Below are 22,076 nucleotides of genomic sequence, written 5' to 3'. Positions count from 1 at the left end.
GTCTCCTTAATGGCCTGAATGCGCGTCGTCAGCGGCTTCAGCGTGGCGCATGCGCTCCAGCGCGCCGGTAATATTGGCCTCCGAGTCAATCAGAAACAGACCGCTGACTACCACCGACTCCCCCTCTTCCAGTCCGGTACCAATGCCGGACTGCTGCTGAGATTCATGCAGAACGTGGATCCTTTTCGGTACAAACTTCCCGTTCGCATCAACGGTAATAACGCGCTGTTCTTTCCCGGTATCGATAACGGCCTGAGACGGAATGAGCAACATTTCCTGACTTTGGGTATTCAGCTTCAGGTAGGCATTCATGCCCGGTTTCAGCAGTTCATCCTTGTTGGAGACCTGCAGGCGCACCTGCAGCGTACGGGTGGTTTGATCCACGCTCGGCAGAAGACGCCATTTTTCAACCGGGAAGGATTTATCCGGATAAGCCGGTACCGAAACAGTAAACTGCGAGGTATCTTTCAGCAGATAAGCAATGGATTCAGGGACCGCCGCGCCGATCCAGACCGGATCCATCCCCTGAATCTGCGCCACCACCTTATCTTTGGAAATATTCATCCCGGTGCGCAGGTCAAAGGCCGTGATCACCCCGTCAATGGGCGCCTTGATGGTAAACCGGGTCTGGATAGTACGGGTCGCACGCAGCCGCTGAATATCGTCATCCGGCATACCCGCCAGGCGCAGACGCTCCAGAACGCCTTTTATCTGCGTGGGCGTTCCGCCGGTGCCGGAAAGCAGGAGGAACTCGCTCTGCGCTTCGACCCAGTCCGGAATGGTGATATCAACCAGCGGCGTGCCTTTTTTCACCTTATCGCCAATCGTCAGCGGGTACACTTTCTCAACGAACCCTTCCGCACGCGCCTGCACAATGACAAACTGATAGTCGTTATAGCTGACGTTGGCCGGGATCGTCTGGGCATAATTCAGCTTTCCGCGCGTCACTTTTTGCGTTTTTAATCCCAGGTTCTGAACCTGGGTCGGATCGATACGGATACCGTCACTGCTTTTACCATCCTCATCGGCATATTTCGGCACCAGATCCATATCCATAAACGGTGATTTACCGGGCTTGTCGAATTTCACGTCAGGCTTCATCGGGTCATACCAGAAAAGGACCTTTCTTTCCGCAACGCTATTTGCTGTTTTTTCAGATGAATAAAGTGTCTGCCATGCCGTCACGGATATCAGCCCTCCGGCAATAAGGCTGCTGACTATCATGGCAGCATATTTTATTTTTAATGAGGCCATGCCATTTCTCGCTATTTAATGCTCTTGAGTAAAGAGAGATTGCCCTGCTGAACAAACGAGAAATTCACGTGGCTGCCGACTTTTAAGGCAGTAATACTCGCGTCGGCCTGCATAAAAGTAAAACGCATGGTCATCGCGGGCCAGCCAATTTCCGGGATGGCTTCGTGAGAAATCGTGACTTTTTTGTTCGTGAGATCAATATCCTTCACAATGCCGGTCCCGGTGATAACCTGCTCTGAGGCACCTTCGCTGGCGGCGCTCATCTCCGCGTGCTGATGAACCTCAGCCTGAAGACCGGCAGAAAACATAATGATTGCACCAAATACGACGGCGTTAAGTGAATTGCGCATGTTTAATATCCTTTTTAATTAAATGAGGTTATTCGGCCCAACCGCCGCCCAGCGCGGTGAAGAGGTTAATTTCATTAACCTGCCGGGCATAAATAAGGTCGAGAATATTTTGCTGCGTGGAAAACAGCGACCGTTCCGCGTCTAATACTTCGATATAGCTCACCGCACCGCTGGTATATAATCCTCTGGCTCGCTGCAGGGTAATATTTAGCGAATCAAGATACCGTTCTTGCGCAGCAATCTGCTGGTTGAGGCTGTCCCGCAGCGCGAGCGCGTCGGCAACCTGCCTGAAGGCAGCCTGTATTTTTTGTTCGTAATTCACAACCGACTGCTGCTGACGAATTTCAGCCAGCTTCAGGTTGGCCTTATTCCTGCCCGCATTAAAAATCGGAAGTTCAATTTTAGGAATGAAATTCCACATCCCGCTGCCCGCGGTAAACAGGCTGGATAATTCCGTACTGCCTGTTGAAAGCCCGCTGGTCAGGGAAATAGACGGGAAAAAGGCGGCACGCGCGGCGCCGATATTCGCATCGGCCGCGTTAAGCTGATGCTCCGCCTCCATAATATCCGGGCGCTGCAGCAGTATCGCTGAAGAAAGATGGGGCGGGAGTTTTACCGGCGCAATATCGCGGGCGCTCATTCCGCTGTCGCCCGGCAATCCACGATAGGTGCCGAGGAGCAGCTGCAGAGCATTGTTGGCCTGCGCCAGCTCCCCCTCTCGTTTGGCAATCTCTGCCTGCGTGCTTTCGATCTGTCCCCGGGCCTGTTCCAGCGCCAGCACGTTGGTGCTCCCCGTCGCCAGCTGGTGCTCAACGAACGCATAAGACTGCCGGTAATTTTTCAGCGTTTCCCGCGCGACGCGCAGCTGTTTATACGCCAGCTGCTGGTTGAAATAGCTCTGCGACACGTTAGAGACAAGCAGAATATGCACCGCGCGACGGGCCTCTTCGCTGGCGAAATAGTTTTGTCGGTCGGCCTCGCTCAGGTTCTTCATCTTGCCGAAAAAGTCGAGTTCGTAGCTAAGCGCAAGACCGGCGTCGTACTGCCGTGAGGTCGGTTTGTCACTTTTTAGCCCGCCGCTGTACGTGATACCCGCGGATCCATTTAACTGCGGATAACGATCCGCCTCCGTCACGTTGAACTGCGCCCGCGCCTCTTCAACCTTCAGGGCGGCCATTTTGATATCGCGGTTGTTTTTCAGGGCTTCTGTAATCAATCCAGCTATCTGAGGGTCGACGAAGAAGTTGCGCCAGCCGGTGTCCTGATACCCGGCCGCCGCGGGCGTCAGGCCGTTGCGCGAGAGCGAAAACTGCCGGGGTACCGGTGATGCCGGGCGCGGGTAGTCAGGCGCCAGCGAGACGCAGCCTGCCAGGATAAATACCGTAGTGATGCTGAGTCGTTTTAACAGGAACATAGCGGTTCAAATCAAGTCCAGAGGATTTTTAGGGCTACTCTACTGAACGCATCCTGTTTGACCGGTGACAGGATAATGACAATGTTGTCATTTATGGCGTAAGTCATTGTTAACGATCGCGGGCTCACTAGAATGTCATCAGCAGCCAGTCTGGGGAGCAAGATGAAAATACTGATCGTTGAAGACGAAATGAAAACCGGGGAATACCTCAGCAAGGGGCTGACGGAAGCGGGGTTTGTCGTGGACCATGCGGATAATGGCCTGACCGGGTACCACCTCGCCATGACCGCGGAATATGACCTGCTGATTCTGGATATCATGCTGCCCGACGTGAACGGCTGGGATATTGTCCGCATGCTTCGCTCTGCCGGCAAAGGAATGCCCATCCTGTTACTCACGGCCCTCGGGACGATAGAGCACCGGGTTAAAGGGCTTGAGCTGGGCGCGGATGATTATCTGATTAAGCCTTTCGCCTTTGCGGAACTGCTCGCCCGGGTCAGGACGCTGCTAAGACGCGGAAATACGGTGATCGCGGAAAGCCAGCTTCAGGCGGCTGACCTGACGGTTGACCTTGTGTCGAGGAAGGTCAGCCGGGCGGGCAATCGCATCCTGTTAACCAGCAAGGAGTTCAGCCTGCTGGAGTTTTTCATGCGTCATCAGGGCGAGGTGCTGCCCCGCTCCCTGATTGCCTCCCAGGTGTGGGACATGAACTTTGACAGCGACACGAACGCAATAGATGTGGCGGTAAAGCGCCTGCGCGCAAAGATCGATAACGATTTTGAACCCAAGCTGATCCAGACGGTACGCGGCGTGGGCTATATGCTGGAGGTGCCGGATGCCCGTTAAGCCCCTCCGACGCCCGTTCTCGCTTGCGCTGCGGCTGACCTTTTTTATCAGCCTCTCCACCATACTGGCCTTCTTCGCCTTTACCTGGTTTATGCTGCACTCCGTTGAGAAGCACTTTGCCGAGCAGGATATCAGCGACTTACAGCAGATTAGCAGCGCAATGCACCGCATCCTCCAGTCTCCGGCCGATCCCGACCAAAAGAAAATCAGCAAGCTCAAAGAGTCGGTCGCCAGCTACCGCAACGTGGCCGTCCTGCTTCTGGATCCGCAGGGCAATACCCTGTTCAGCTCGGCGCAAGGCGCGGCATTGCGCCCGGCGATGAACACAGCGAACTTTAGCAAACACCGTCAGGCACAGGATGTGTTTCTCTGGACGGTAGAAGACCCGGTCAACCCTATGCATGCCGGGTCCGACATGAAAATGGAAACGTACCGGATTATCGCCTCTTCAGGCAGGACAACGCTGCAGGGCAAAACCCAGGACTACGTCATGCTGATCGGGCTCTCAATTAATTTTCATCTCCACTACCTTGAGGCGCTGAAGAAGAATCTTTTTGCCATTGCCGCGGCAATCAGCCTGCTGATTGTGCTGGTGATTCGTATCGCGGTGCGTCAGGGACACTTGCCCCTGCGTAACGTCAGCACCGCCATTAAAAATATCACCTCCGAAAATCTGGATGCGCGACTGGAGCCGTCCCGCGTGCCCGTTGAGCTGGAACAGCTGGTGATCTCCTTCAACCATATGATTGGGAAAATTGAAGATGTCTTTACCCGGCAGGCGAATTTTTCCGCCGACATCGCGCATGAAATCAGGACGCCCATCACCAACCTGGTGACGCAAACGGAAATCGCGTTATGTCAGAACCGCTCCCAGAAAGAGCTGGAAGATGTCCTCTACTCCAGCCTCGAAGAGTACAACCGGATGACCCGCATGGTCAGCGACATGCTCTTCCTGGCGCAGGCGGATAATAATCAGCTCATCCCGGATCGGGTGATGTTTGATTTAAGCGCTGAGGTGATGAAAGTCTTCGATTTCTTCGAAGCCTGGGCGGAAGAACGCCACGTCTCGCTGAAATTTAACGGGATGCCCTGCCTGATAGAAGGCGATCCGCAGATGTTCAGAAGAGCAATCAATAATCTGCTCTCCAACGCCCTGCGCTATACGCCGGAAGGGAAAGCGGTAACGGTCTCCATCAGAAAACAGGATAACGACGTTGAGCTGGTGACAGAAAACCCCGGCACGCCGATCCCGCAGGCGCATCTGCCAAAGCTGTTTGACCGTTTTTATCGCGTCGATCCGTCCAGGCAGCGTAAGGGCGAAGGCAGCGGGATTGGGCTTGCCATCGTGAAGTCCATCGTCACCGCGCACCACGGAAAAGTCCGCGTGGAATCGGATGCGGTGTCGACGCGCTTCATCCTCACCGTGCCGGGGAAAGTGCTCTGAGCGTCAGCAAACCGCGCGGCACACTTCAAGGACCTTTTCCCTGAGCCAGCGATGCGCCGGGTCCCGCTCCATGCGCGGATGCCACATCTGGGACACCGTAATGGTCCGGGTCTTAAAGGGCAGTTCAAAGACGTGCACGCGCTCGGTCATCGCCTGATTGAGCAGGTACAACGCCGGTACCATAGCAATCAGGTCGGAGGCCAGCGCTACGGATAACGCCGTCGGGAATCCAGGCACCACGCTGGCGATCTTTCGTTTCATCCCCCGCTCCGCCAGCGCGTCGTCCACAGACCCGTGTAACGCCCCATCAGGCGACGCCACCACATGGCCCCAGGCAACATAATCGTCAAGGCTGACCTCAGGCTGTGAAGACAGCGGATGTCCCTTGCGCACCGCGCCAACAAACCGATCCTGAAAGAGCCTTTGCAGCCGTATTTCAGGCCCCATGTTGCTCTGCACGCCGATCTCCAGGTCGACAAGCCCCTCCCGTAAATAGCGCGACGTTTTTTCAGGTTTGGGAGCGAAGCGGATGCAGACCCCGGGCGCAACGCTCGCCACCGCGGCTATGAGCATGGGTCCAAACGCCACCACAAAACCGTCGTTGGCCCGAATAGTGAACAGCCGTTCAAGACTTTCCACCTTCAGCGTGTCGGTGGAGGGCTGCAGCACCGCTCTCGCCTCGTGCACGGCGCATCTGGCGCGGTCCCGGGTGGCTTCGGCCCAGGGCGTCAGCACCATATGACGCCCGGCCCGCACCAGAATAGGATCGCCGGTCACCTCCCGCAGCCGGCTCAGGGTGCGGCTCATGGCGGAGGTGCTCAGGTTTAAACGTCGCGCCGCGCCCGCCACGCTGGCTTCGGCCAGCAAAACGTCGAGCGCAACCAGAAGGTTAAAGTCAGGATCGGACACGATGGCTCCTCAGATAAGGCGTTATATGCAACGATTAAGTGCAAATGCTGCGTCTTCCGCCCTGTATAGCGCATGATTATAGTTTCGTCATCACTATTCTTATCCGGAGTAACGACGATGATGCTATTTACCAACCAGCCCGGCGATGAAGGTTTACCCGGGCATGAACGCGCCCGGGTCCTGGCCGCCGTCATGACCACCACGCTGATGGGCGTCTTTGACGGCACCATGATCAACATCGCGCTCCCCTCCATGGCTAGAGCGATGCAGGTCCCCGCGAACGTTGCGGTCTGGTTCGCTAACGGTTATCTGCTGTCAGCGGCGATGACGCTGGCTATTTTCGCCGCGCTGGCGGCCCGCGTGGGCTATCGCCCGGTCTTTCTGAGCGGGCTTGCCACCTTTACGCTCACCTCGCTCGGCTGCGCGCTGGCAACAACGCCGGAAATGTTAACCGGGATGCGAATTCTGCAGGGCATCGGCGGGGCGGCGACCCTGAGTATCGCCCCGGCGATCCTGCGGTCCGTTTTTCCGGGCCGACTGCTGGGCCGCATTCTGGGGCTGCACGCCCTGCTTATCGCCTCCAGCACGGCGATTGCCCCGGTACTCGGTGGAACAATACTGGACGCCCTGAGCTGGCAATGGCTGTTCGCCATTAACCTCATTCCGGGCAGCATCGCCCTGCTGCTGGCGTGGCGAGCCTTGCCGCGGGAATCGGCTGCTGACAGACCGCCCTTTGATGCGCCGGGCGCCGTGCTCTCCGCCGTCCTGTTAGGTTCCGCGATCATGCTGGCCGACAGCCTTCAGCACGTGGCGCAACACATTAGTCTGCAGGCCGTCTGCTGGAGCGTTCTCGCGCTGGTCAGCGCCTTCGCCTTTACCTGGCGTATCCGGCGCGCGCAACATCCGTTACTGCCGCCGGTGATGTTCAGAAACGGGCGCTTCACCCTCGCCGCGCTGACCTCGCTGGCCTCGTTTGTGAGCCAGGGGATCACGTTTGTCGCGCTGCCGTTCCTGTTTCAGAGCGTGTATGGCTACAGCCCGGTGGTGTCGGCGCTGCTGTTCACCCCGTGGCCGATTGGCATCGTGCTGATCGCGCCACACGCGGGTCGCTGGGCGGATACGATCTCCGCACCGCTCATCTCGACCCTCGGGCTTATCGTCTTTGTCGGCGGGCTGGTCCTGCTGGCCACGTTGCCGGACAATCCTTCCGCCTGGAATATCTGCCTGCGCAGTCTGGTATGCGGGATGGGATTTGGCTGCTTCCAGAGTCCCAATAATCGGGAAATGCTCGCTAACGTGGCGCGGGAACATGCCAGCTATGCCTCCGGCGTGTTGTCGATCGTCAGAACATTCGGCCAGTGTCTCGGCGCCGCCGTGGTGGGCGTTCTGCTGGGAGCGGCGGCAGGATGGGACCATCAACATGCTATCCAGGTTGCACTGTGGTTAGCCGTCATCGCCTCGACGGGTTCGGTGGTATTTAGCCTGAGCAGGCTGCGCCCTGCGAGGTCTCCAGGCAAGCGTTGCACAATGTAGGCCGGGTAAGCGCAGCGCCACCCGGCAAGAAAGACGGCGCGTTTGTTTACTCCAGCGCCAGCAGCGCAAAGCTCGCCAGCCAGTGTCCGCCGCTGTAGTGGCTGCCAACTACATGCCCGACGCTTGCGGCCAGATGTTTCGTCACCGCCTCGCGCAATGCCGGTTGCGCCGGGTGGCTGGCAGGAAGCGCTTTCGCTATGTGCTTCATACACCACGCGCGGCTAAGGTTTAACCCGTCCAGATGGGCAATTTTCGGGTCGGTACGATCGCTCACTTCCGCCGGGTTCATCAGTGCCGTAACGGCGCCCACCTCCGGCAGAAACGCGTCAAACCAGGCCGGGAAGCCCTCCGACACCTTGCTCATCAGCAGCGCTTCCGTCAGCGCGCCGGAAATATACTCGTCTCCGCCGGGCTCATAATGAGCCGGATAGCGCGTGTCGGCGAGATAAAACCGCTCCGCCGCTGCCACAATCGCCTGTTCAAGCGCCTTATCCCCCACTGCGCGACCGTAGTCGAGCGCCAGCGCAAGGGCAAACGCGGTGTTGTAGTGCGTTCCGACGCGGATCGGATAGGTGAGCTTGCCGAGGTAGTCCACCAGCCGGTTGCGAATGTCCTGGGTGAGCGGCGCCAGCGTCTGGTACCAGCCTGCGGCCTGCGGCAGCGACGACTGTTTCAGCTCCTGGGCCAGCGCCAGCAGCCAGCCGTAGCCATACGGCCGCTCAAACGAGGCGCGGAACGGCGCGGTGAAATAGGCCAACTCCCTCGCCACGTTCTCTTCGGTCAGGTGCTCGTCAAAAAGCGCGACGATCGCGTCCCGGCACGGTAATTCTGGATAGAGGCGCACGCAGCGCAGCAGCAGCCAGTAACCGTGCACCGCCGAGTGCCAGTCAAAACAGCCGTAGAAAATGGGATGCAGCTCGCGCGGCGGCAGTACGTCACCATCATCATTCAGCAGGTGCATGATGTGGTTCGGGTATTCCTGGCGCAAATAGGTCAAAGGCATGCGGGCAAACGCGTCGGCCTGATGTTGCGTTAATTCCATGACAGCTCCTTAGCGAAACACGAGGAAGTACATTAAGAACACGTTCACCACCAGCAGGGTTAACGCGGTCGGGATCTGGATCTTGATCACCTGATATTTGTCTTTCAGCTCCAGCAGCGCGGCGGGAACGATATTGAAGTTCGCGGCCATCGGCGTCATCAGCGTGCCGCAGTAGCCTGCGTACATGCCAATCGCCAGCAGCGGCGCCGGGTTGCCGTGATGCACGTTGATCAGAAACGGCAAGGCGATCCCCGCGCTCAGCACCGGGAAGGCCGCAAACGCATTCCCCATAATCATGGTAAACAGCGCCATGCCCACGCAGTAAATCACCACCAGCATGAAGCGGTTATCCGGGTTCACAAACAGGCTCACCACCTTCTGCACCGAGTCACCCGTGTTGGCCACCACGAACACGCCGCCAAGCATGGCCAGCATCTGCGGCAGGATCACCGCCCAGCCGATGGTATCGACAAGACGACGGGACTGACGAACGGCATGGAGCGGCGTGCCTTTGGTCAGCCACCAGCCGGTGAGGATCGCCGCGACGCAGGCCACGCACAGCGCCGCCAGGGTGAGCTGCTTCTGATCGAGCAGAAACACGCCGCCGACCGAAACGCCCTTCAGGAATAACGTGCCCAGCACCGTCACCACCGGGATCATCAGCGCCGGCAGGAACAGCCAGTTTTTAAGCCGATTTGACGACGCGACGCGCTCCTCCTCGGTGGACATTTTATAGTGCCCTTTCCCGACGAGACCAAAACCCGCCAGCAGCGCGATAACGATAACGCCGCCGCCAATGATCCGGTACGCCAGCGATTTCCCCAGCTCCTGCACCATCAGATCGCCAAACAGGAAGATCCCGCCAAACAAGAACCAGAACAGCGCGGTGGTAAAGCGCTTCGGGTTGGCGCGATCGCGCAGGGTCATGACAACCAGCAGCATTACGACAAAGCCAATCAGGTAGTACACGCGGTTAATGGTGATAAGCGTCATCATTGCGCGGCCTCCTGCGTACCCTGCTCTGCCCGCCAGGCCATCACGTCGCGACGGATGCTCGCATCGAGGCGCAGCAGGCGCGTCATATGAATAATTAATGCCGCAATGGCGGTGGGAATGGCCCACAGGCCGATATGCAGCGGTTCAATGCCCGGAATACCGTTCTCTTTCAGGAACGCGTCGATCAGCAGCACCGCCCCGAAGGCAATAAAGATATCTTCCCCAAAGAAGACCGCGATGTTGTCGCACGCGGCGGCGTGGGCTTTGATTTTGTCGCGGATGTGCTGCGGCAGTTCGCCGTATTCGTTCAGCGCCGCCCCTTCGGCCATCGGTGCCAGCAGCGGGCGCACCGTCTGGGCATGGCCGCCCAGCGACATCAGGCCCAGCGCGGCGGTGCCTTCACGCGCGACAAAATAGAGCATCAGAATACGCGCCGAGGTGGCGCTGGCGATCTTCGCCACCCAGGCCTGGGCGCGCTCCTTAAGCCCGTAATATTCCAGCAGACCAATCACGGGCAGGATCAGGATGAAGGTGGCCAGCGATCGGCTATTGACGAACTTCTCGCCAAAGGTCTCCAGCAGCATCCCGAAATCCATGCCGACCAGCAGACCCGTCGCCAGCCCCGCCACCACGACCACCAGCAGCGGGTTGAAGCGCAGTGCAAAACCAATAACCACGATCGGTATCCCGATCAGCGGCAGCAGCGTAGTACCGTCCATAACGTTTACCCTATCGAAAGTGAGCGTTGCGCGCCGACGGCTATTTTTTTAATTTGCGGCGAGCGATGTTGTGTTTTGTTGGCAGGCTTCGCAAAACCTGCGCTAAAAAGCTATATCTGAACCTCAAAAACATGTAAACAAATTATCAATAAAATGTTCTTATTTTATCGATGAGTTTACATTTCTGGCTAAGGAACGTTATGACCTCAGAAAAGAGTGCTTCACCCGATCGCGACGATATCAACGAGGGCCGGATCGTCTCTTCCCGCCATCTGGTATCCGAGCGCTGCGCGGAGTTATCAGAGCTGGAATATGCGCTGATCATGACCGGCAACGCGTTTAACAAATGGATGGTGCGCTGCATGACGGCTGCCGGCGAGCCCGATATGGGCGCCTTTGACGTTTCGCTGCTGCATCACGTCAACCACCGCGACCGCAAGAAAAAGCTGGCCGATATCTGCTTCGTCCTCAACGTGGAAGACACCCACGTGGTGACCTATGCGCTGAAAAAGCTGGTCAAAGCAGGCTACGTGACGAGCGAGAAAGCGGGTAAAGAGCTCTTTTTCTCTACAACGGAGGAAGGGAAAGCGCTGTGCATGAAATACCGGGACGTGCGGGAGGCGTGTCTGATTGCGATCCACGCGGAGAGCGGCATTGCCGGGAAGTCGATTGGCGAGACCGCGCAGCTGTTACGCACGATCTCCTCCCTGTATGACACCGCCGCCCGGGCGGCGGCGTCACTGTAACTAAGGACGGCGGAACAGCGTAATGCTCCGTCCGGCCAGCGCGTACTCAACGGTTTCGGTGATCGCTGTCCCGGTGGCGGCATCATCCGCCGTAGACAGCTCCAGCACCCATCCCCCTTCGCCAAACTGCGGGATCTGGAACGGCACGGTGCCTTCAAACGGATTGAACAGCATCAGCACGTCGTGCCAGATGCCGTCCTCCTGCTGAAGATCCGGCCTGCTGATGGAGACCCCGAGCGTTGAGCCTTCATCCCACTGCTCGGCCTGCTGCGGACCGCCTCCGGCATTGAACCAGCGGATCTCCAGCCCGTCACGCCAGCTTTCACGGCGCAGCAGCGGCTGTTGCGCGCGAAGGGCAATGAGACGACGGGTAAACTCGCGCAGCGCGGCGTCGTTTTCGGAGAGCCCCTTCCAGTCGATCCACGAGATCTCACTGTCCTGGCAGTAGCCGTTGTTGTTCCCCTTCTGCGTGCGGCCAAACTCGTCCCCCGCCAGCAGCATCGGCGTGCCGTGGGAGAACAGCAGCGTGGTGAGGAAATTACGTTTCTGCCGTTCGCGGGTAGCAATAATATCCGGGTTCTCGGTTGGCCCTTCCTCGCCGTAGTTGTACGAGCGGTTATCGTTATGCCCGTCGTTATTGTCCTCGCCGTTGTCGGCGTTGTGCTTCTCGTTGTACGACACCAGGTCATTCAGCGTAAAGCCGTCGTGGGCGGTGATAAAGTTGACGCTGGCCCACGGGCGACGCCCACGCAGATCGTACAGATCGCCGGAGCCGAGAAGCCGCGCGGCAAAGTCCGTGGAGACGTTGTCCCCCTTCCAGTACTCGCGAACGGTGTCGCGGTATTTGTCGTTCCACTCCCCCCAGCCCGGCGGGAATCCGCCCACCTGATAGCCGCCGGGGCCAATATCCCAGGGTTCACCAATCAGCTTCAGTCGGGATAAGACCGGATCCTGGGTCATGGCGTCGAAGAAACCGCCGCGCGGGTCAAATCCTTCGGGCTCGCGGCCCAGGATCGTCCCGAGGTCGAAACGAAAACCGTCTATGTGCATTGATTCCGCCCAGTAGCGCAGGGAATCCATCACCATCTGCAACACGCGCGGGTGCGAGGTGTTGACCGTGTTTCCCGTCCCGGTGTCGTTGATGTAGTACCGGTGCTGGTCGGGCAGCGTGCGGTAATAGCTGTAGTTATCAATCCCCTTAAACGAGAGCGTCGGGCCAAGCTCGTTCCCTTCCGCCGTGTGGTTGTACACCACGTCCAGAATGACCTCGATGCCCGCGTCATGATAGGCGCGCACCATATCGCGAAAGCCCTGGATCCCCGCCGGGCCGTAGTAGCGCGACGCCGGAGCAAAAAAGCCCAGCGTGTTATAGCCCCAGAAGTTCTTCAGGCCGCGATCGAGCAGATGCTGATCGTCCGGGAACCAGTGAACCGGCAGCAGCTCCACCGAGGTAATGCCCAGGCTTTTGATGTAGTCGACCGAGGCTTTGTGCCCCATCCCCTCAAACGTGCCCCGCAGCTCGGGCGGAATGGCCGGGTTCATCTGGGTAAACCCTTTCACGTGGCTCTCATAGACAACGGTATGCGGCCAGGGGACGTTCGGCCGGTTGTTGTCCTGCCAGTCAAAAGCGTTCGGGTCGATAACCCTGCATTTCGGCGTAAACGGCGCGCTGTCGCGGGTATCAAAACTCAAATCCAGCTCGTCATGCCCCAGCTCATAGCCGAAATGGGCGTCGTTCCAGTCGATGTCACCCACCAGTTCGCGAGCGTAAGGGTCGATGAGCAGCTTATGCGGGTTAAAGCGATGACCATTTTCCGGGTCGTAGGGGCCGTAGACGCGATAGCCGTACAGCGCGCCCGGCTTCAGGTCAGGCACATAGCCGTGCCAGATCTCATGGGTATACTCCGGCAGCTCCAGCCGGGCGATTTCCGTTTTCCCGGACGGGTCAAACAGACAGAGCTCCACTCGTTCAGCGTGCGCGGAGAACAGCGCGAAGTTAACGCCCTTCCCGTCATAATTCGCCCCCAACTGCTGGCCATGACCGGCCCGAATTTCAAACGTTGTATCCTTTGCCATTTTCGTTCTCCACGATTATTCGCAGGTAAGCAGAACCAGTACACATCCCTTTTCTGACGTTAAATCCAGCGTCTTTTGCAGAATGCGGCTCTCACCGCTGAACAGATCCCGATAGCGCTTCCCGGCCAGTTCGTCGGGTATCGCTACCGTGGTATTGACCCACAGCTGATGATTATCCGTGACGCCAAAAACCAGACGCGGCACGGCGACAATCAGCGCCTCCTCGTCCTTAACGCGCGCATAAACAATCAGGTTCTCCTCCCGCTCGCCGGTGACCTTAAGCGGCAGCCAGTCGCCGTAGCGGAAAAGCGCGTCGTAGTGCGGTCGAAGCCGCAGCAGCGTGGCGGTAACAAACTGTTTGACCCGTCCGTCCCGCCAGCAGGCCGGGTTGTCAAACACCCCGGCATCCGCCGCGCTGAGGTGTTGCACCAGGGCCGGAAAGTCCGGCTCGCGTCGGTTATCCGGGTCGACCAGGCTGAAGTTAAGCGCCTCGCTGCCCTGATAGATATCCGGCACGCCGGGCGCCGTCAGCTTGATCGCCGTCTGGCTGAGGCTGTTCATCAGCCCGGCGCGAATAAAGGGCTGCATCGCCACGCTGAAATCGTGCAGGAACAGGCTGTTGTCCGGTGAAAGCAGGTGCCGCGCGTAGCTCAACACCACGCTCTCGTAGCTCTCGTTGCTGTCAATCCAGTCGGTGCGCTGCTTCGCCTCGCGCAGCGCTTTTTCGAGGAAGCCGAGGAACCGCGTTTCGAGTGCTTTAAGCCCTTCAGCGTCGTCCGGTGACAGCGTGGCGGGCCAGACGCCCGCCAGCGCCTGGTAGATCATCCACGTATCGGCGGCGTTCGGCGCGGTACCGTCATTGAGAAAACGCACCTGGGTCTGGTTCATCTGCCGCCAGCGGACCAGATTTTCACCCCAGCGTTCCGGGGCTTCCGTCAGGGTGTAAAGGCGCGCCCGGGCATCTTCCCCGCGCTTGGTATCGTGCGTGGAGGTACCCAGCAGCGCGTCGGGCTGACGGGCCAGACGAATGCGCATCTCCTGGTGGAAGCGGGATAAGGAAAACGCGCGCGGCGTCGGGTCGGCCCCCACTTCATTGAGCGCAAGCTCAAGGTTGTGGCGAAAGAACAGCGTGTCTTCAACGGACTTCGCCATCAGCGGCCCGGTGAGCTGCTGGAAGCGGGTCCTGAACAGCGCGGCGCTCTCGCGGCAATCTTCCGGCAGGTCGCCGGTAAGAATGCGCACGATCAGGCTGAGCGCGGCTTCAGACGTCTCCACGCTGGCAACCACGCGGTTGAGCAGCGCCACGTCCGGCGGGGTTAACCCCTCGCGAGTGCCGTAGGTGCGGTAGACCGGAAACGCAATAAGCAGCTCGCGCAGCGCGTGGCGGATTTCCTCGCGCGGCAGCGCAACCTCATTGCGGCGGGCCAGATCCTCAGCAAGGTTTAGCAGCGTGGTGAATTCACCCTCGAAATTGCGATCGGTCATCAGGCCTTTGGCATCGCGCAGCTCCGCGTGGCGATCGACCGTCACGCCCAGCGTCTCGTCGTGGATTGTCTCCAGGCGCGAGAGGTTATCGTCGTCGACCAGCACTTCCGCCAGCGAGGCGATAAACTCGTAGCCGGTGGTACCGGATACCGGCCAGTCAGCGGGGAGCTGTTCCCCTTTGGCGAGAATCTTTTCGACCGTGATGTAGCAGTCGGGCCCGGCGGCCTGCCGCAGGCGCTGCAGATAGCCCAGCGGATCCGCCAGGCCGTCGACATGGTCAATGCGCAGGCCGTCCACCACGCCCGCGTGGACCAGCTCAAGGATCAGCCGGTGCGTATCGTCGAAGACCGCATCATCCTCAACCCGGACGCCGACCAGCCCGGTGATCTCAAAGAAGCGCCGCCACGATAGCTGCTTCGGCGCCTCCCGCCAGGACATCAGCCGCCAGCTTTGCGCCTCGTGCAGCTCGGCAATGCTCTTCTCCTCGCTGTAAGTGCCCGGGTTGAGCGGATACTCGGCGTCGTAGTAAACCAGCGCGGCCTTTTCCGTGACAGGGTCACGTTTTAGCGTGATGGCTCCCTTCTCCAGCTCCGCCTCAAAGGTGTCGCCGAGAAACGGCAGCGTCAGCGGTCGCGACCCGTCGATATCAAAATAGCGGAAGTAGCGGCTCTGCTGGCCGTATTCAATCACGTCCCGCCACCAGAGGTTTTCCAGCGAGGTGGACATATGGTTCGGGACAATATCCAGAATCAGCCCCATACCGGCCTGCTTAAGCGCCGCGGCCATGCGGTCAAAGCCTTCTCGTCCGCCAATCGCGGGGTCGATTTCATTCGGGTTAGTCACGTCATAGCCGTGGGTAGACCCCGTCGTGGCAGTAAACACGGGCGACGCGTAAAGGTGGCTGATGCCGAGGTCCTTCATATACGGCACCAGCGCCACAACGCGGTCGAAGGTCATGCCGTTACGGAACTGAATACGGTACGTGGCGGAAGGGATCATAACGATGCTTCTCCATCAGCAAAGCGAACGACAATACCGTTCGGGGGTAAAACGTCGTTGAGCTCCGGCCAGGCGAAGCGCGTCTCCCCCGCGAGCGCGGGCAGGTCGACGGGCTTCGTTCCAATATTCAGCGCCAGAGAAAGCGTGCCTGACGGGAAGCGCCAGCTCACCGCCACCATGCCGGGCGCGGTCTTGAGCACATGGCCCTCAACGGCGCCGCCCGGATGCAGAAGCGGAACGATATAGCGATGGCGCAGCGTCAACAGATGGCGCGTATAGCGCAGCCACGTTTTGCCCTCGTCGGTGGCGATTTTGTTCCAGTCGAGCTTTGAGCGGATAAACGTGTTCACGTCGTTCGGGTCCGGGACGGTTTCATCGTGCCCGGCATGGCCGCTAAACTCTTTCGCGCGCCCTTCCCGCACCGCCTTTGCCAGTTCGCCGTGAAAATCGGTGAAGAACAGGAACGGATGCGTTTCACCAAACTCCTCGCCCATAAACAGCAGCGGGATATGGGGGGAAAGCAGCAGCGCGGCGAGCAGCACCCTCGTTTTATCAGCCCCCGCGAGGGAGATAAGCCGCTCGCCATGGGCGCGATTGCCGGTCTGATCGTGGTTTTGGATGAAATCGACGAAGAACTGCGGCGGCTGCGTGCGGCACTCCACGCCGCGGGATTCGCCGGTTTGCAGCGAAATCTCGCCCTGGTAGACAAAGCCTTCAGCCAGCGCCCGGGCGAACTTTTTCTCCGGCTCAAAGGCAAAGTCCTGGTAGTAGGCGTGCGTCTCACCGGTGGCAAACACGTGGGCAGCGTTGTGAAAATCATCATTCCACTCACCGGTAAACAGCGGCGTGTGGCCCTGTTCATCGCGCGGATGCAGAAAAATCACGTTGCGGCTGTCTTCCGTGGTCAGGTGAACGTGCCGGTGTGGGATCGCCTCGCGAATTTTTGCGGCAATCTCCTCGAGAATGTGCGTCCCGGAGCTGTCTTTAATCTGGTCGATGGCATCAAAGCGCAGGCCGTCCAGACGGTACTCCGTCAGCCAGTAGAGCGGTGCGTCGGTGATGTACTGCCTCACCGGCTCGCGCTCGTAGGCGATGCCGTTGCCCCACGGCGTCATTCGCTGCTCATCAAAAAACGCGGGCGACAGCAGAGGGAGATAGTTCCCCTCCGGGCCGAAGTGGTTGAGCACGATATCCAGCACCACGGAAAGCCCCAGCCCGTGCGCGGCGTCGATAAACGCGTGGAAATCCTCCGGCGTGCCGTACGCAGGGTGCGGGGCATACAGCAGCACCCCGTCGTACCCCCAGCCGCGGGAACCGCCAAACTGGGAGACGGGCATGACTTCAAGCTGGGTAATCCCCAGCTCCGCCAGATATGGCAGCTTGTCGATCGCCGCCCGGAAGGTGCCCTCCGGGGTAAACGTGCCGATGTGCAGTTCGTAAATGATCGTCTCTTCCCACGGCCGCCCTGCCCAGTCGCGGTTGACCGGCTGGTAACGTCGGGGATCGATCACGACTGAGGGGCCGTTAACGTCACCCTTTTGCGCCCGCGAGGCGGGATCGGGCACCGCCGTGCCGTCCTGAAGAACAAACTGATATTCTGCACCGTGCCTGACGCCGGGGACGTCCGCCTGAAACCAGCCGTCGCCGGTTGCCGTCATCGGCACGTCGGTGGCGGCAAGACGTAGCGTAAGTTCTTTCTGTCCTTCTGCCCAGACGCGAAAACGTACAACGTCATCGGAAATAAACTCAGCACCCCACTGCTTTTGAAATGTCCTGAATTCCATTCATTGTCCTCGAATGACCCACATTTTACGCGGAACGAAGTACAAGCTTAGTTCAGGATTAAAAGTGCGTGAGCTCAGCGGATTTAACCGCTTCGTCTATTCTTTATGAAATAACTCACTAACGGGAATACTATGCAGATTCGAAAAGGACTCAATACCGACTTCGCACGCCTTGAATGCTGTGACTTTTCTTTCACCATTAGCCACATTGCCCGGGAGCCGTTTATCCACTGTGATTTGCATATTGAAGCCGTGGCAGAGCCCTGGATAAAAACCTACGAACTCGACATTCAAACGCTTGAAAATCACTGCGTTAATCCGGACGCCATATTTCTTGTCGCGGAAACGGACGACGGTGAAATAGCCGGATTTATTACCGCGTCAGTCGGCTGGAATAAATTTATTTCAGTGGATTATATTGCCGTTGAGCGCTCCAAACGCAGAACCGGCGCTGCGCATAAATTAATGGCCGCCGCGCACGTGTGGGCCCGCAGCGTAAACGCGCCGGGATTACGGCTTGAAACACAAAATGTGAACGTCTCTGCCTGCCTGTTTTACCGTCACTATGGATTTACCCTGGGCGGATACGATCGTTATCTCTACAACGCCCTACCGGAAAAAGACGAGGTCGCTCTGTTCTGGTATTACATGCTGGTCTAGCGGAAACACATTGCCACATCACGGTCATATTTCTGTCACTGAATTTCATTACGCTTTCGGGATTTTAACCACGGTGTTGAGGAAAGAAGTGTGAATTCAATGGCTAAGGCATTACTGCTGGCATTACCGGTTTTGAGTGCAGCGGCAGCGGCGACGGCCGCGGAGCACGACCTGTGTGAACCGAAAGCGTACGAAATGGCGCTGCGCTATCAGCAGAAATCGGCAGAGATTATGGCCCTTCAGCTGCAAACCTATCGGTTTGCCACCGAGCGTTTCAACGAAAAGTTAAAGGATCTGAAAACGCCCGAAAATTACGCCGTGGTAATGGACCTGGATGAAACGGTACTGGATAACACCCCACTGCTGGTGCGCGACATGGAGCAGTGTCACGACTATACGAAATGGGACACCTGGAGCGACTGGGAGAAACAGGGAAAACCCGGCTTAATTCCGGGGGCGAAAGCGTTTCTTGACCACGTGAATCAAAGCAAGGTCCGCATCTACTATGTCTCGGATCGTATGCAGGAAAACAAAGCCGACACGCTGAAGACGTTAAACGCTCTCGGCCTGCCGCAGGTATCTGACGAAAGCGTGCTGCTGGATACGGTCAGCAAGGAAGAGCGCCGTCAGAGCATCCTCAAAAAGCAGCAGATCGTGATGCTGTTCGGCGACAGCCTGCCGGATTTCGCCGTGCAGTTTAAAAACAAAAAGCCGAGCGAGCAGCAGCGTGAACTGGTTGAGGCCAGCGCGGAACACTTCGGCAACGACTGGATTGTGCTGCCTAATGCCGCTTATGGCTCATGGTCCAAAGCCACGCCGGACAGCTGGAACGCACCGCTGAAAAAATAATGTCTACGGGCCGGGAAAGCTATCGCGCGCCTTCCCGGCCCTTCTGTTTCCTATCCATCCCGTTTATAGGTCCTATCATTTCTGGGCAGGTTCTTATAATTTTACGGAGCAGTAAGATGAGCACTTTCAAAGGAGACTCGTATGCTTACCGTGAAAAAACTTGCTCTTTCCACGCTGATTTCCAGTTCACTGCTTTTCTACCCTGCGCTCCAGGCCTCTGCTGAAACGCCGCAGCACGTCGTTAAACAACCGGCGGGCGGTTACAGCGTGCAGGTCGGCGACGTGCTTGTCACCTCGTTTACCGACGGGACCGTCGCGCAGGATCTGCACAAGCTGCTGCGCCGGACAACGCCGCAAAACATTGATGCGCTGCTCGCGAAAAACTTTCAGACCAACCCGGCTGAGGTCTCCATCAACGCGTTTCTGATTGCGATACCCGGACATAAAATTCTGGTGGATACCGGCTCGGGCCAGCTCTTTGGTCCTGATACCGGCGGACGTCTGGTTGAAAGCCTCGCCACGCAGGGAATAAAACCCGAGGACATCACTGAAGTCCTGCTGACCCACGCCCACTCCGATCATGCGGGTGGCCTGGTGAAAGACGGCAAGGTGGTGTTCAGCAACGCGCGCGTTTTCGTTGGCAAACCGGACATCGACTTTTTCTTTAACGACGACAATCAGAAGAAAACCGGCTACGGCAAGAACTACTTCGACGTCGCGCAGAAGACCTTAAAACCCTACCTTGACGCGGGGAAAGTGGTGCCGTTTAGCGGCACATCGGAGATTCTTCCGGGGCTTACCGGCACGGTTCATCCCGGACACACGCCGGGTTCAGCCTTCTACACCCTGACAAGCAAAGGCGAGAAGATCACCTTTGTCGGCGACATCATTCACGCCGCGGCGGTCCAGTTTCCGCAGCCTGCGGTGACCATCACCTACGATGAAGATGAGAACAAAGCGGCAAGCGTACGCGAGCATGCGTTCGCTGACTTTGTGAAAAATAAAGACCTCATTGCCGCGCCCCATCTGCCTTTCCCGGGCATCGGCTATGTGACGAAAGGCGAGAAAGGCGGCTATGCCTGGGTCCCTGTCACTTATACCAACCGGGACGCCAGCAGCGCGAAATAAGATGACGCGGATATCTGACATGGACATAGCCCTGCTCCTGACGCTGGATGCCCTGCTTCAGGACAGGAACATCACCCATGCGGCCGCGCGGCTGGGCATCAGCCAGCCCGCGCTCTCTGCCCGTCTCGCGCGTCTGCGCACGCTGTTTGGCGAACCGCTGTTCATTCCCTCCCCGCATGGACGCGGGGTGTTACCCACGCCGCGCGCGGAAGCGCTCAGGCCGCAGGTGACAGGCGTGCTGCGCGGCATCAGCGCGATGTTTGCGCCCACCGCGTTTGACGCGCAAACCAGCAGCCGGACCTTTGTTATTGCGCTGCATGAAAACCCGGCGCTGATGCTCGGCACCGCGCTGCTTAACCAGGTGGGTACCGATGCTCCCGGTATTCGCCTGCGCTTCGCCCTGCCCGAGATGGCCGAACTGCCGCAGCAGCTGGAGAACGGCGATGTGGATCTCTACATCGGCGTGAGCGCGGGCGCCCATGACGGGTGGGTAAGGCGCAAACTCCTCGACGACGCGTTTGCCACCGCCCAGCGAAAAGGCCATCCGCGCGGAACGGGTGCGTTAGATCTGGAGATCTACTGCGCGCTTTCCCATCTGGTGGTGTCGTCGGCGGGCGATCCGTTTACCGGATTTGTCGACCAAACCCTCGCCGGGCTGGGCTATCAGCGACACGTTGCCATGTCCACCCAGAGCTACGCTATGGCGCCCGCGCTGGTTGCCGGTACCGACCTGGTGTGCACCCTGCCGGAACGGATGCTGAAGCAGTTTGCCAGCACGCTGGATCTCTTTGCACCACCGCTGCCGCTCCAGCCCATTACCATCAACATGTACTGGCACCCGAAAAACAGCCAGGATCCGGCGAACGCCTGGCTGCGCGAGCAGCTCCTGCGGACAGCAGGACGTCAGGTGTGATCGAGCGTAACCAGAAACTTTTTTAGCACCTCTGAGCGAATAATCCGGTGGCAAACCAGGGTGAGTTCGCTCTCCCGCAGCCGGTCAAGGATGTCCACGTAGACGACATTCTCGACGCTCACCGCCTTTGCCGACGCGGGCAGCAGCGCCAGACCAAACCCTGCCGAAACCAGGCTGATGACCGTGGGCACGTCGGTCGCGTTTTGCACCACGTCCGGCTGAAAGCCCGCCCCGCTGCAGGCGTCATAGAAGTACTGCTCCAGCCCCATTCCCTCCGGATCGCGCAGGGAGATCCATTTTTCGTCTTTCACCGACGAAAGCGTCAGCGCGGCGGACCCGGCCAGCGGATGCTGACGATACAGCGCCAGCACCGTTTTCTCCGAGGCGAACGGGCGGCTTTGCAGATCGTCCGGCAGCGACGGCAGCGGCGCGCGGATGATGGCCACATCCAGCTGGTTGCTCTGCACGGCGGCGTAGAGCGTCTGCACGTTTCCCGTCATCAGCGACATGGTAATGGCGGGCCAGCGGCTGTGCATCTGGCGCAGCGCGGCGGGCAGCCTGCCGTCAAACATCGCGCTCGACACGCACCCGAGGTTTAACACACCCTGCTCGCCCCGTGCCGTTTGTCTGGCGTCCAGCACCGCCTGTTCGGTCAGCGAGATGGCAAGCCGGGCTTTCACGAGAAATGCTTCGCCCGCGGGCGTCAGGGTCAAGCGGCGGTTCGCCCGGCTGAAAAGCGTGACGCCTAAACGTTCTTCCAGGGCCTTTATCTGCTGGCTCAGCGCCGGCTGCGCCATGTTCAGACGCTCCGCGGCCCGGTGCATATGGAGCTCTTCGGCCACGACGATGAAGTGGCGCATCTGGCGAAACTGCACGAGACGACCTCCCGAATTGATATCAATTTACTTATCAATTTAACAGTAATGATG

The 22,076-nt window shown here is 58.7% G+C and carries 19 protein-coding genes; 8 read left to right on the top strand and 11 right to left on the bottom strand.

Annotation, left to right across the window (positions count from 1 at the left end):
• Positions 1-6: 6 nt before the first annotated feature.
• The 3 genes from AA74_RS0103470 to AA74_RS0103460 are packed head-to-tail and all read right to left on the bottom strand — an operon-like array spanning position 7 to position 3,018.
• The gene (locus tag AA74_RS0103470) at positions 7-1,254 is read right to left on the bottom strand and encodes an efflux RND transporter periplasmic adaptor subunit (RefSeq protein ID WP_025911096.1); all 1,248 of its coding nucleotides are present in this window, start codon (positions 1,252-1,254) and stop codon (positions 7-9) included.
• 11 nt (positions 1,255-1,265) lie between these two features.
• Positions 1,266-1,604 (bottom strand): cation efflux system protein CusF, encoded by a 339-nt coding sequence (gene cusF / locus AA74_RS0103465; RefSeq protein ID WP_008503519.1) that lies wholly within the window; start codon positions 1,602-1,604, stop codon positions 1,266-1,268.
• 28 nt (positions 1,605-1,632) lie between these two features.
• Positions 1,633-3,018, bottom strand: a complete 1,386-nt coding sequence (locus AA74_RS0103460; protein WP_025911094.1) for an efflux transporter outer membrane subunit — start codon at positions 3,016-3,018, stop codon at positions 1,633-1,635.
• Positions 3,019-3,180: 162 nt separating this feature from the next.
• Between AA74_RS0103460 and AA74_RS0103455 the strand changes: the two genes are divergently transcribed.
• The gene (locus tag AA74_RS0103455) at positions 3,181-3,864 is read left to right on the top strand and encodes a copper/silver response regulator transcription factor (RefSeq protein ID WP_008503517.1); all 684 of its coding nucleotides are present in this window, start codon (positions 3,181-3,183) and stop codon (positions 3,862-3,864) included.
• Entirely contained in the window at positions 3,854-5,308 is a 1,455-nt protein-coding gene (locus tag AA74_RS0103450) for a Cu(+)/Ag(+) sensor histidine kinase (protein WP_025911091.1), read from the top strand. The genes AA74_RS0103455 and AA74_RS0103450 overlap by 11 nt, the downstream gene beginning before the upstream one ends.
• A gap of 3 nt (positions 5,309-5,311) precedes the next feature.
• On the opposite strand, the gene AA74_RS0103445 is transcribed toward AA74_RS0103450, so the two are convergent.
• Entirely contained in the window at positions 5,312-6,217 is a 906-nt protein-coding gene (locus AA74_RS0103445) for a LysR family transcriptional regulator (protein WP_025911089.1), read from the bottom strand.
• A 117-nt stretch (positions 6,218-6,334) separates the two neighbouring features.
• On the opposite strand from AA74_RS0103445, the gene AA74_RS0103440 reads away from it, so the two are divergent.
• Positions 6,335-7,750 (top strand): MFS transporter, encoded by a 1,416-nt coding sequence (locus AA74_RS0103440; protein ID WP_025911087.1) that lies wholly within the window; start codon positions 6,335-6,337, stop codon positions 7,748-7,750.
• Between the two features lie 46 nt (positions 7,751-7,796).
• Here AA74_RS0103440 and AA74_RS0103435 read toward each other — a convergent pair whose 3' ends face one another.
• The 3 genes from AA74_RS0103435 to AA74_RS0103425 are packed head-to-tail and all read right to left on the bottom strand — an operon-like array spanning position 7,797 to position 10,507.
• On the bottom strand, positions 7,797-8,792 hold the full coding sequence (locus AA74_RS0103435; protein ID WP_025911085.1) for a DUF2891 domain-containing protein: 996 nt from the start codon (positions 8,790-8,792) through the stop codon (positions 7,797-7,799).
• A gap of 9 nt (positions 8,793-8,801) precedes the next feature.
• On the bottom strand, positions 8,802-9,788 hold the full coding sequence (locus tag AA74_RS0103430; protein ID WP_021240144.1) for a DUF979 domain-containing protein: 987 nt from the start codon (positions 9,786-9,788) through the stop codon (positions 8,802-8,804).
• Positions 9,785-10,507, bottom strand: a complete 723-nt coding sequence (locus AA74_RS0103425; RefSeq protein ID WP_021240145.1) for a DUF969 domain-containing protein — start codon at positions 10,505-10,507, stop codon at positions 9,785-9,787. Before AA74_RS0103425 ends, AA74_RS0103430 begins: the two co-directional genes overlap by 4 nt.
• A gap of 200 nt (positions 10,508-10,707) precedes the next feature.
• Here AA74_RS0103425 and AA74_RS0103420 point away from each other — a divergent pair, with 200 nt between their 5' ends.
• On the top strand, positions 10,708-11,253 hold the full coding sequence (locus tag AA74_RS0103420; protein WP_021240146.1) for a winged helix DNA-binding protein: 546 nt from the start codon (positions 10,708-10,710) through the stop codon (positions 11,251-11,253).
• On the opposite strand, the gene glgX is transcribed toward AA74_RS0103420, so the two are convergent.
• Genes glgX through treZ form a run of 3 tightly spaced genes read right to left on the bottom strand, consistent with a single transcriptional unit; the run spans position 11,254 to position 17,597 of the window.
• Positions 11,254-13,329: a glycogen debranching protein GlgX gene (gene glgX / locus AA74_RS0103415; protein WP_025911082.1), complete on the bottom strand. Its 2,076-nt coding sequence runs from the start codon at positions 13,327-13,329 to the stop codon at positions 11,254-11,256.
• A 15-nt stretch (positions 13,330-13,344) separates the two neighbouring features.
• Positions 13,345-15,813 carry a malto-oligosyltrehalose synthase gene (gene treY / locus AA74_RS0103410; protein WP_025911080.1) on the bottom strand — a complete coding sequence of 823 codons (2,469 nt, stop codon included), beginning with the start codon at positions 15,811-15,813 and terminating at the stop codon, positions 13,345-13,347.
• Positions 15,810-17,597, bottom strand: coding sequence for a malto-oligosyltrehalose trehalohydrolase (gene treZ, locus AA74_RS0103405; protein WP_025911078.1), 1,788 nt, complete (start codon positions 17,595-17,597; stop codon positions 15,810-15,812). Before treZ ends, treY begins: the two co-directional genes overlap by 4 nt.
• A 132-nt stretch (positions 17,598-17,729) precedes the next feature.
• Here treZ and AA74_RS0103400 point away from each other — a divergent pair, with 132 nt between their 5' ends.
• From AA74_RS0103400 to AA74_RS0103385, 4 genes are all read left to right on the top strand, one after another.
• Positions 17,730-18,257 carry a GNAT family N-acetyltransferase gene (locus tag AA74_RS0103400; protein ID WP_021240150.1) on the top strand — a complete coding sequence of 176 codons (528 nt, stop codon included), beginning with the start codon at positions 17,730-17,732 and terminating at the stop codon, positions 18,255-18,257.
• Between the two features lie 99 nt (positions 18,258-18,356).
• Positions 18,357-19,106, top strand: coding sequence for a 5'-nucleotidase, lipoprotein e(P4) family (locus AA74_RS0103395; protein ID WP_198921528.1), 750 nt, complete (start codon positions 18,357-18,359; stop codon positions 19,104-19,106).
• A 141-nt stretch (positions 19,107-19,247) separates the two neighbouring features.
• Complete coding sequence (locus AA74_RS0103390; RefSeq protein WP_008501663.1) at positions 19,248-20,234, top strand: MBL fold metallo-hydrolase; 987 nt, start codon at positions 19,248-19,250, stop codon at positions 20,232-20,234.
• Position 20,235: 1 nt separating this feature from the next.
• Positions 20,236-21,147 carry a LysR family transcriptional regulator gene (locus AA74_RS0103385; protein WP_025911073.1) on the top strand — a complete coding sequence of 304 codons (912 nt, stop codon included), beginning with the start codon at positions 20,236-20,238 and terminating at the stop codon, positions 21,145-21,147.
• Here AA74_RS0103385 and AA74_RS0103380 read toward each other — a convergent pair.
• Positions 21,138-22,022 carry a LysR substrate-binding domain-containing protein gene (locus tag AA74_RS0103380; protein ID WP_008501665.1) on the bottom strand — a complete coding sequence of 295 codons (885 nt, stop codon included), beginning with the start codon at positions 22,020-22,022 and terminating at the stop codon, positions 21,138-21,140. The genes AA74_RS0103385 and AA74_RS0103380 overlap by 10 nt on opposite strands.
• Between the last annotated feature and the right edge of the window lie 54 nt (positions 22,023-22,076).

It is taken from the genome of Enterobacter sp. 5-4 (genome assembly GCF_000612205.1).
GTDB classification, from domain to species: Bacteria; Pseudomonadota; Gammaproteobacteria; order Enterobacterales; family Enterobacteriaceae; genus Enterobacter; species Enterobacter roggenkampii.
The sequence above is the reverse complement of the archived record's forward strand: the minus strand, read 5'-3'. Positions and strand labels throughout refer to the sequence as shown.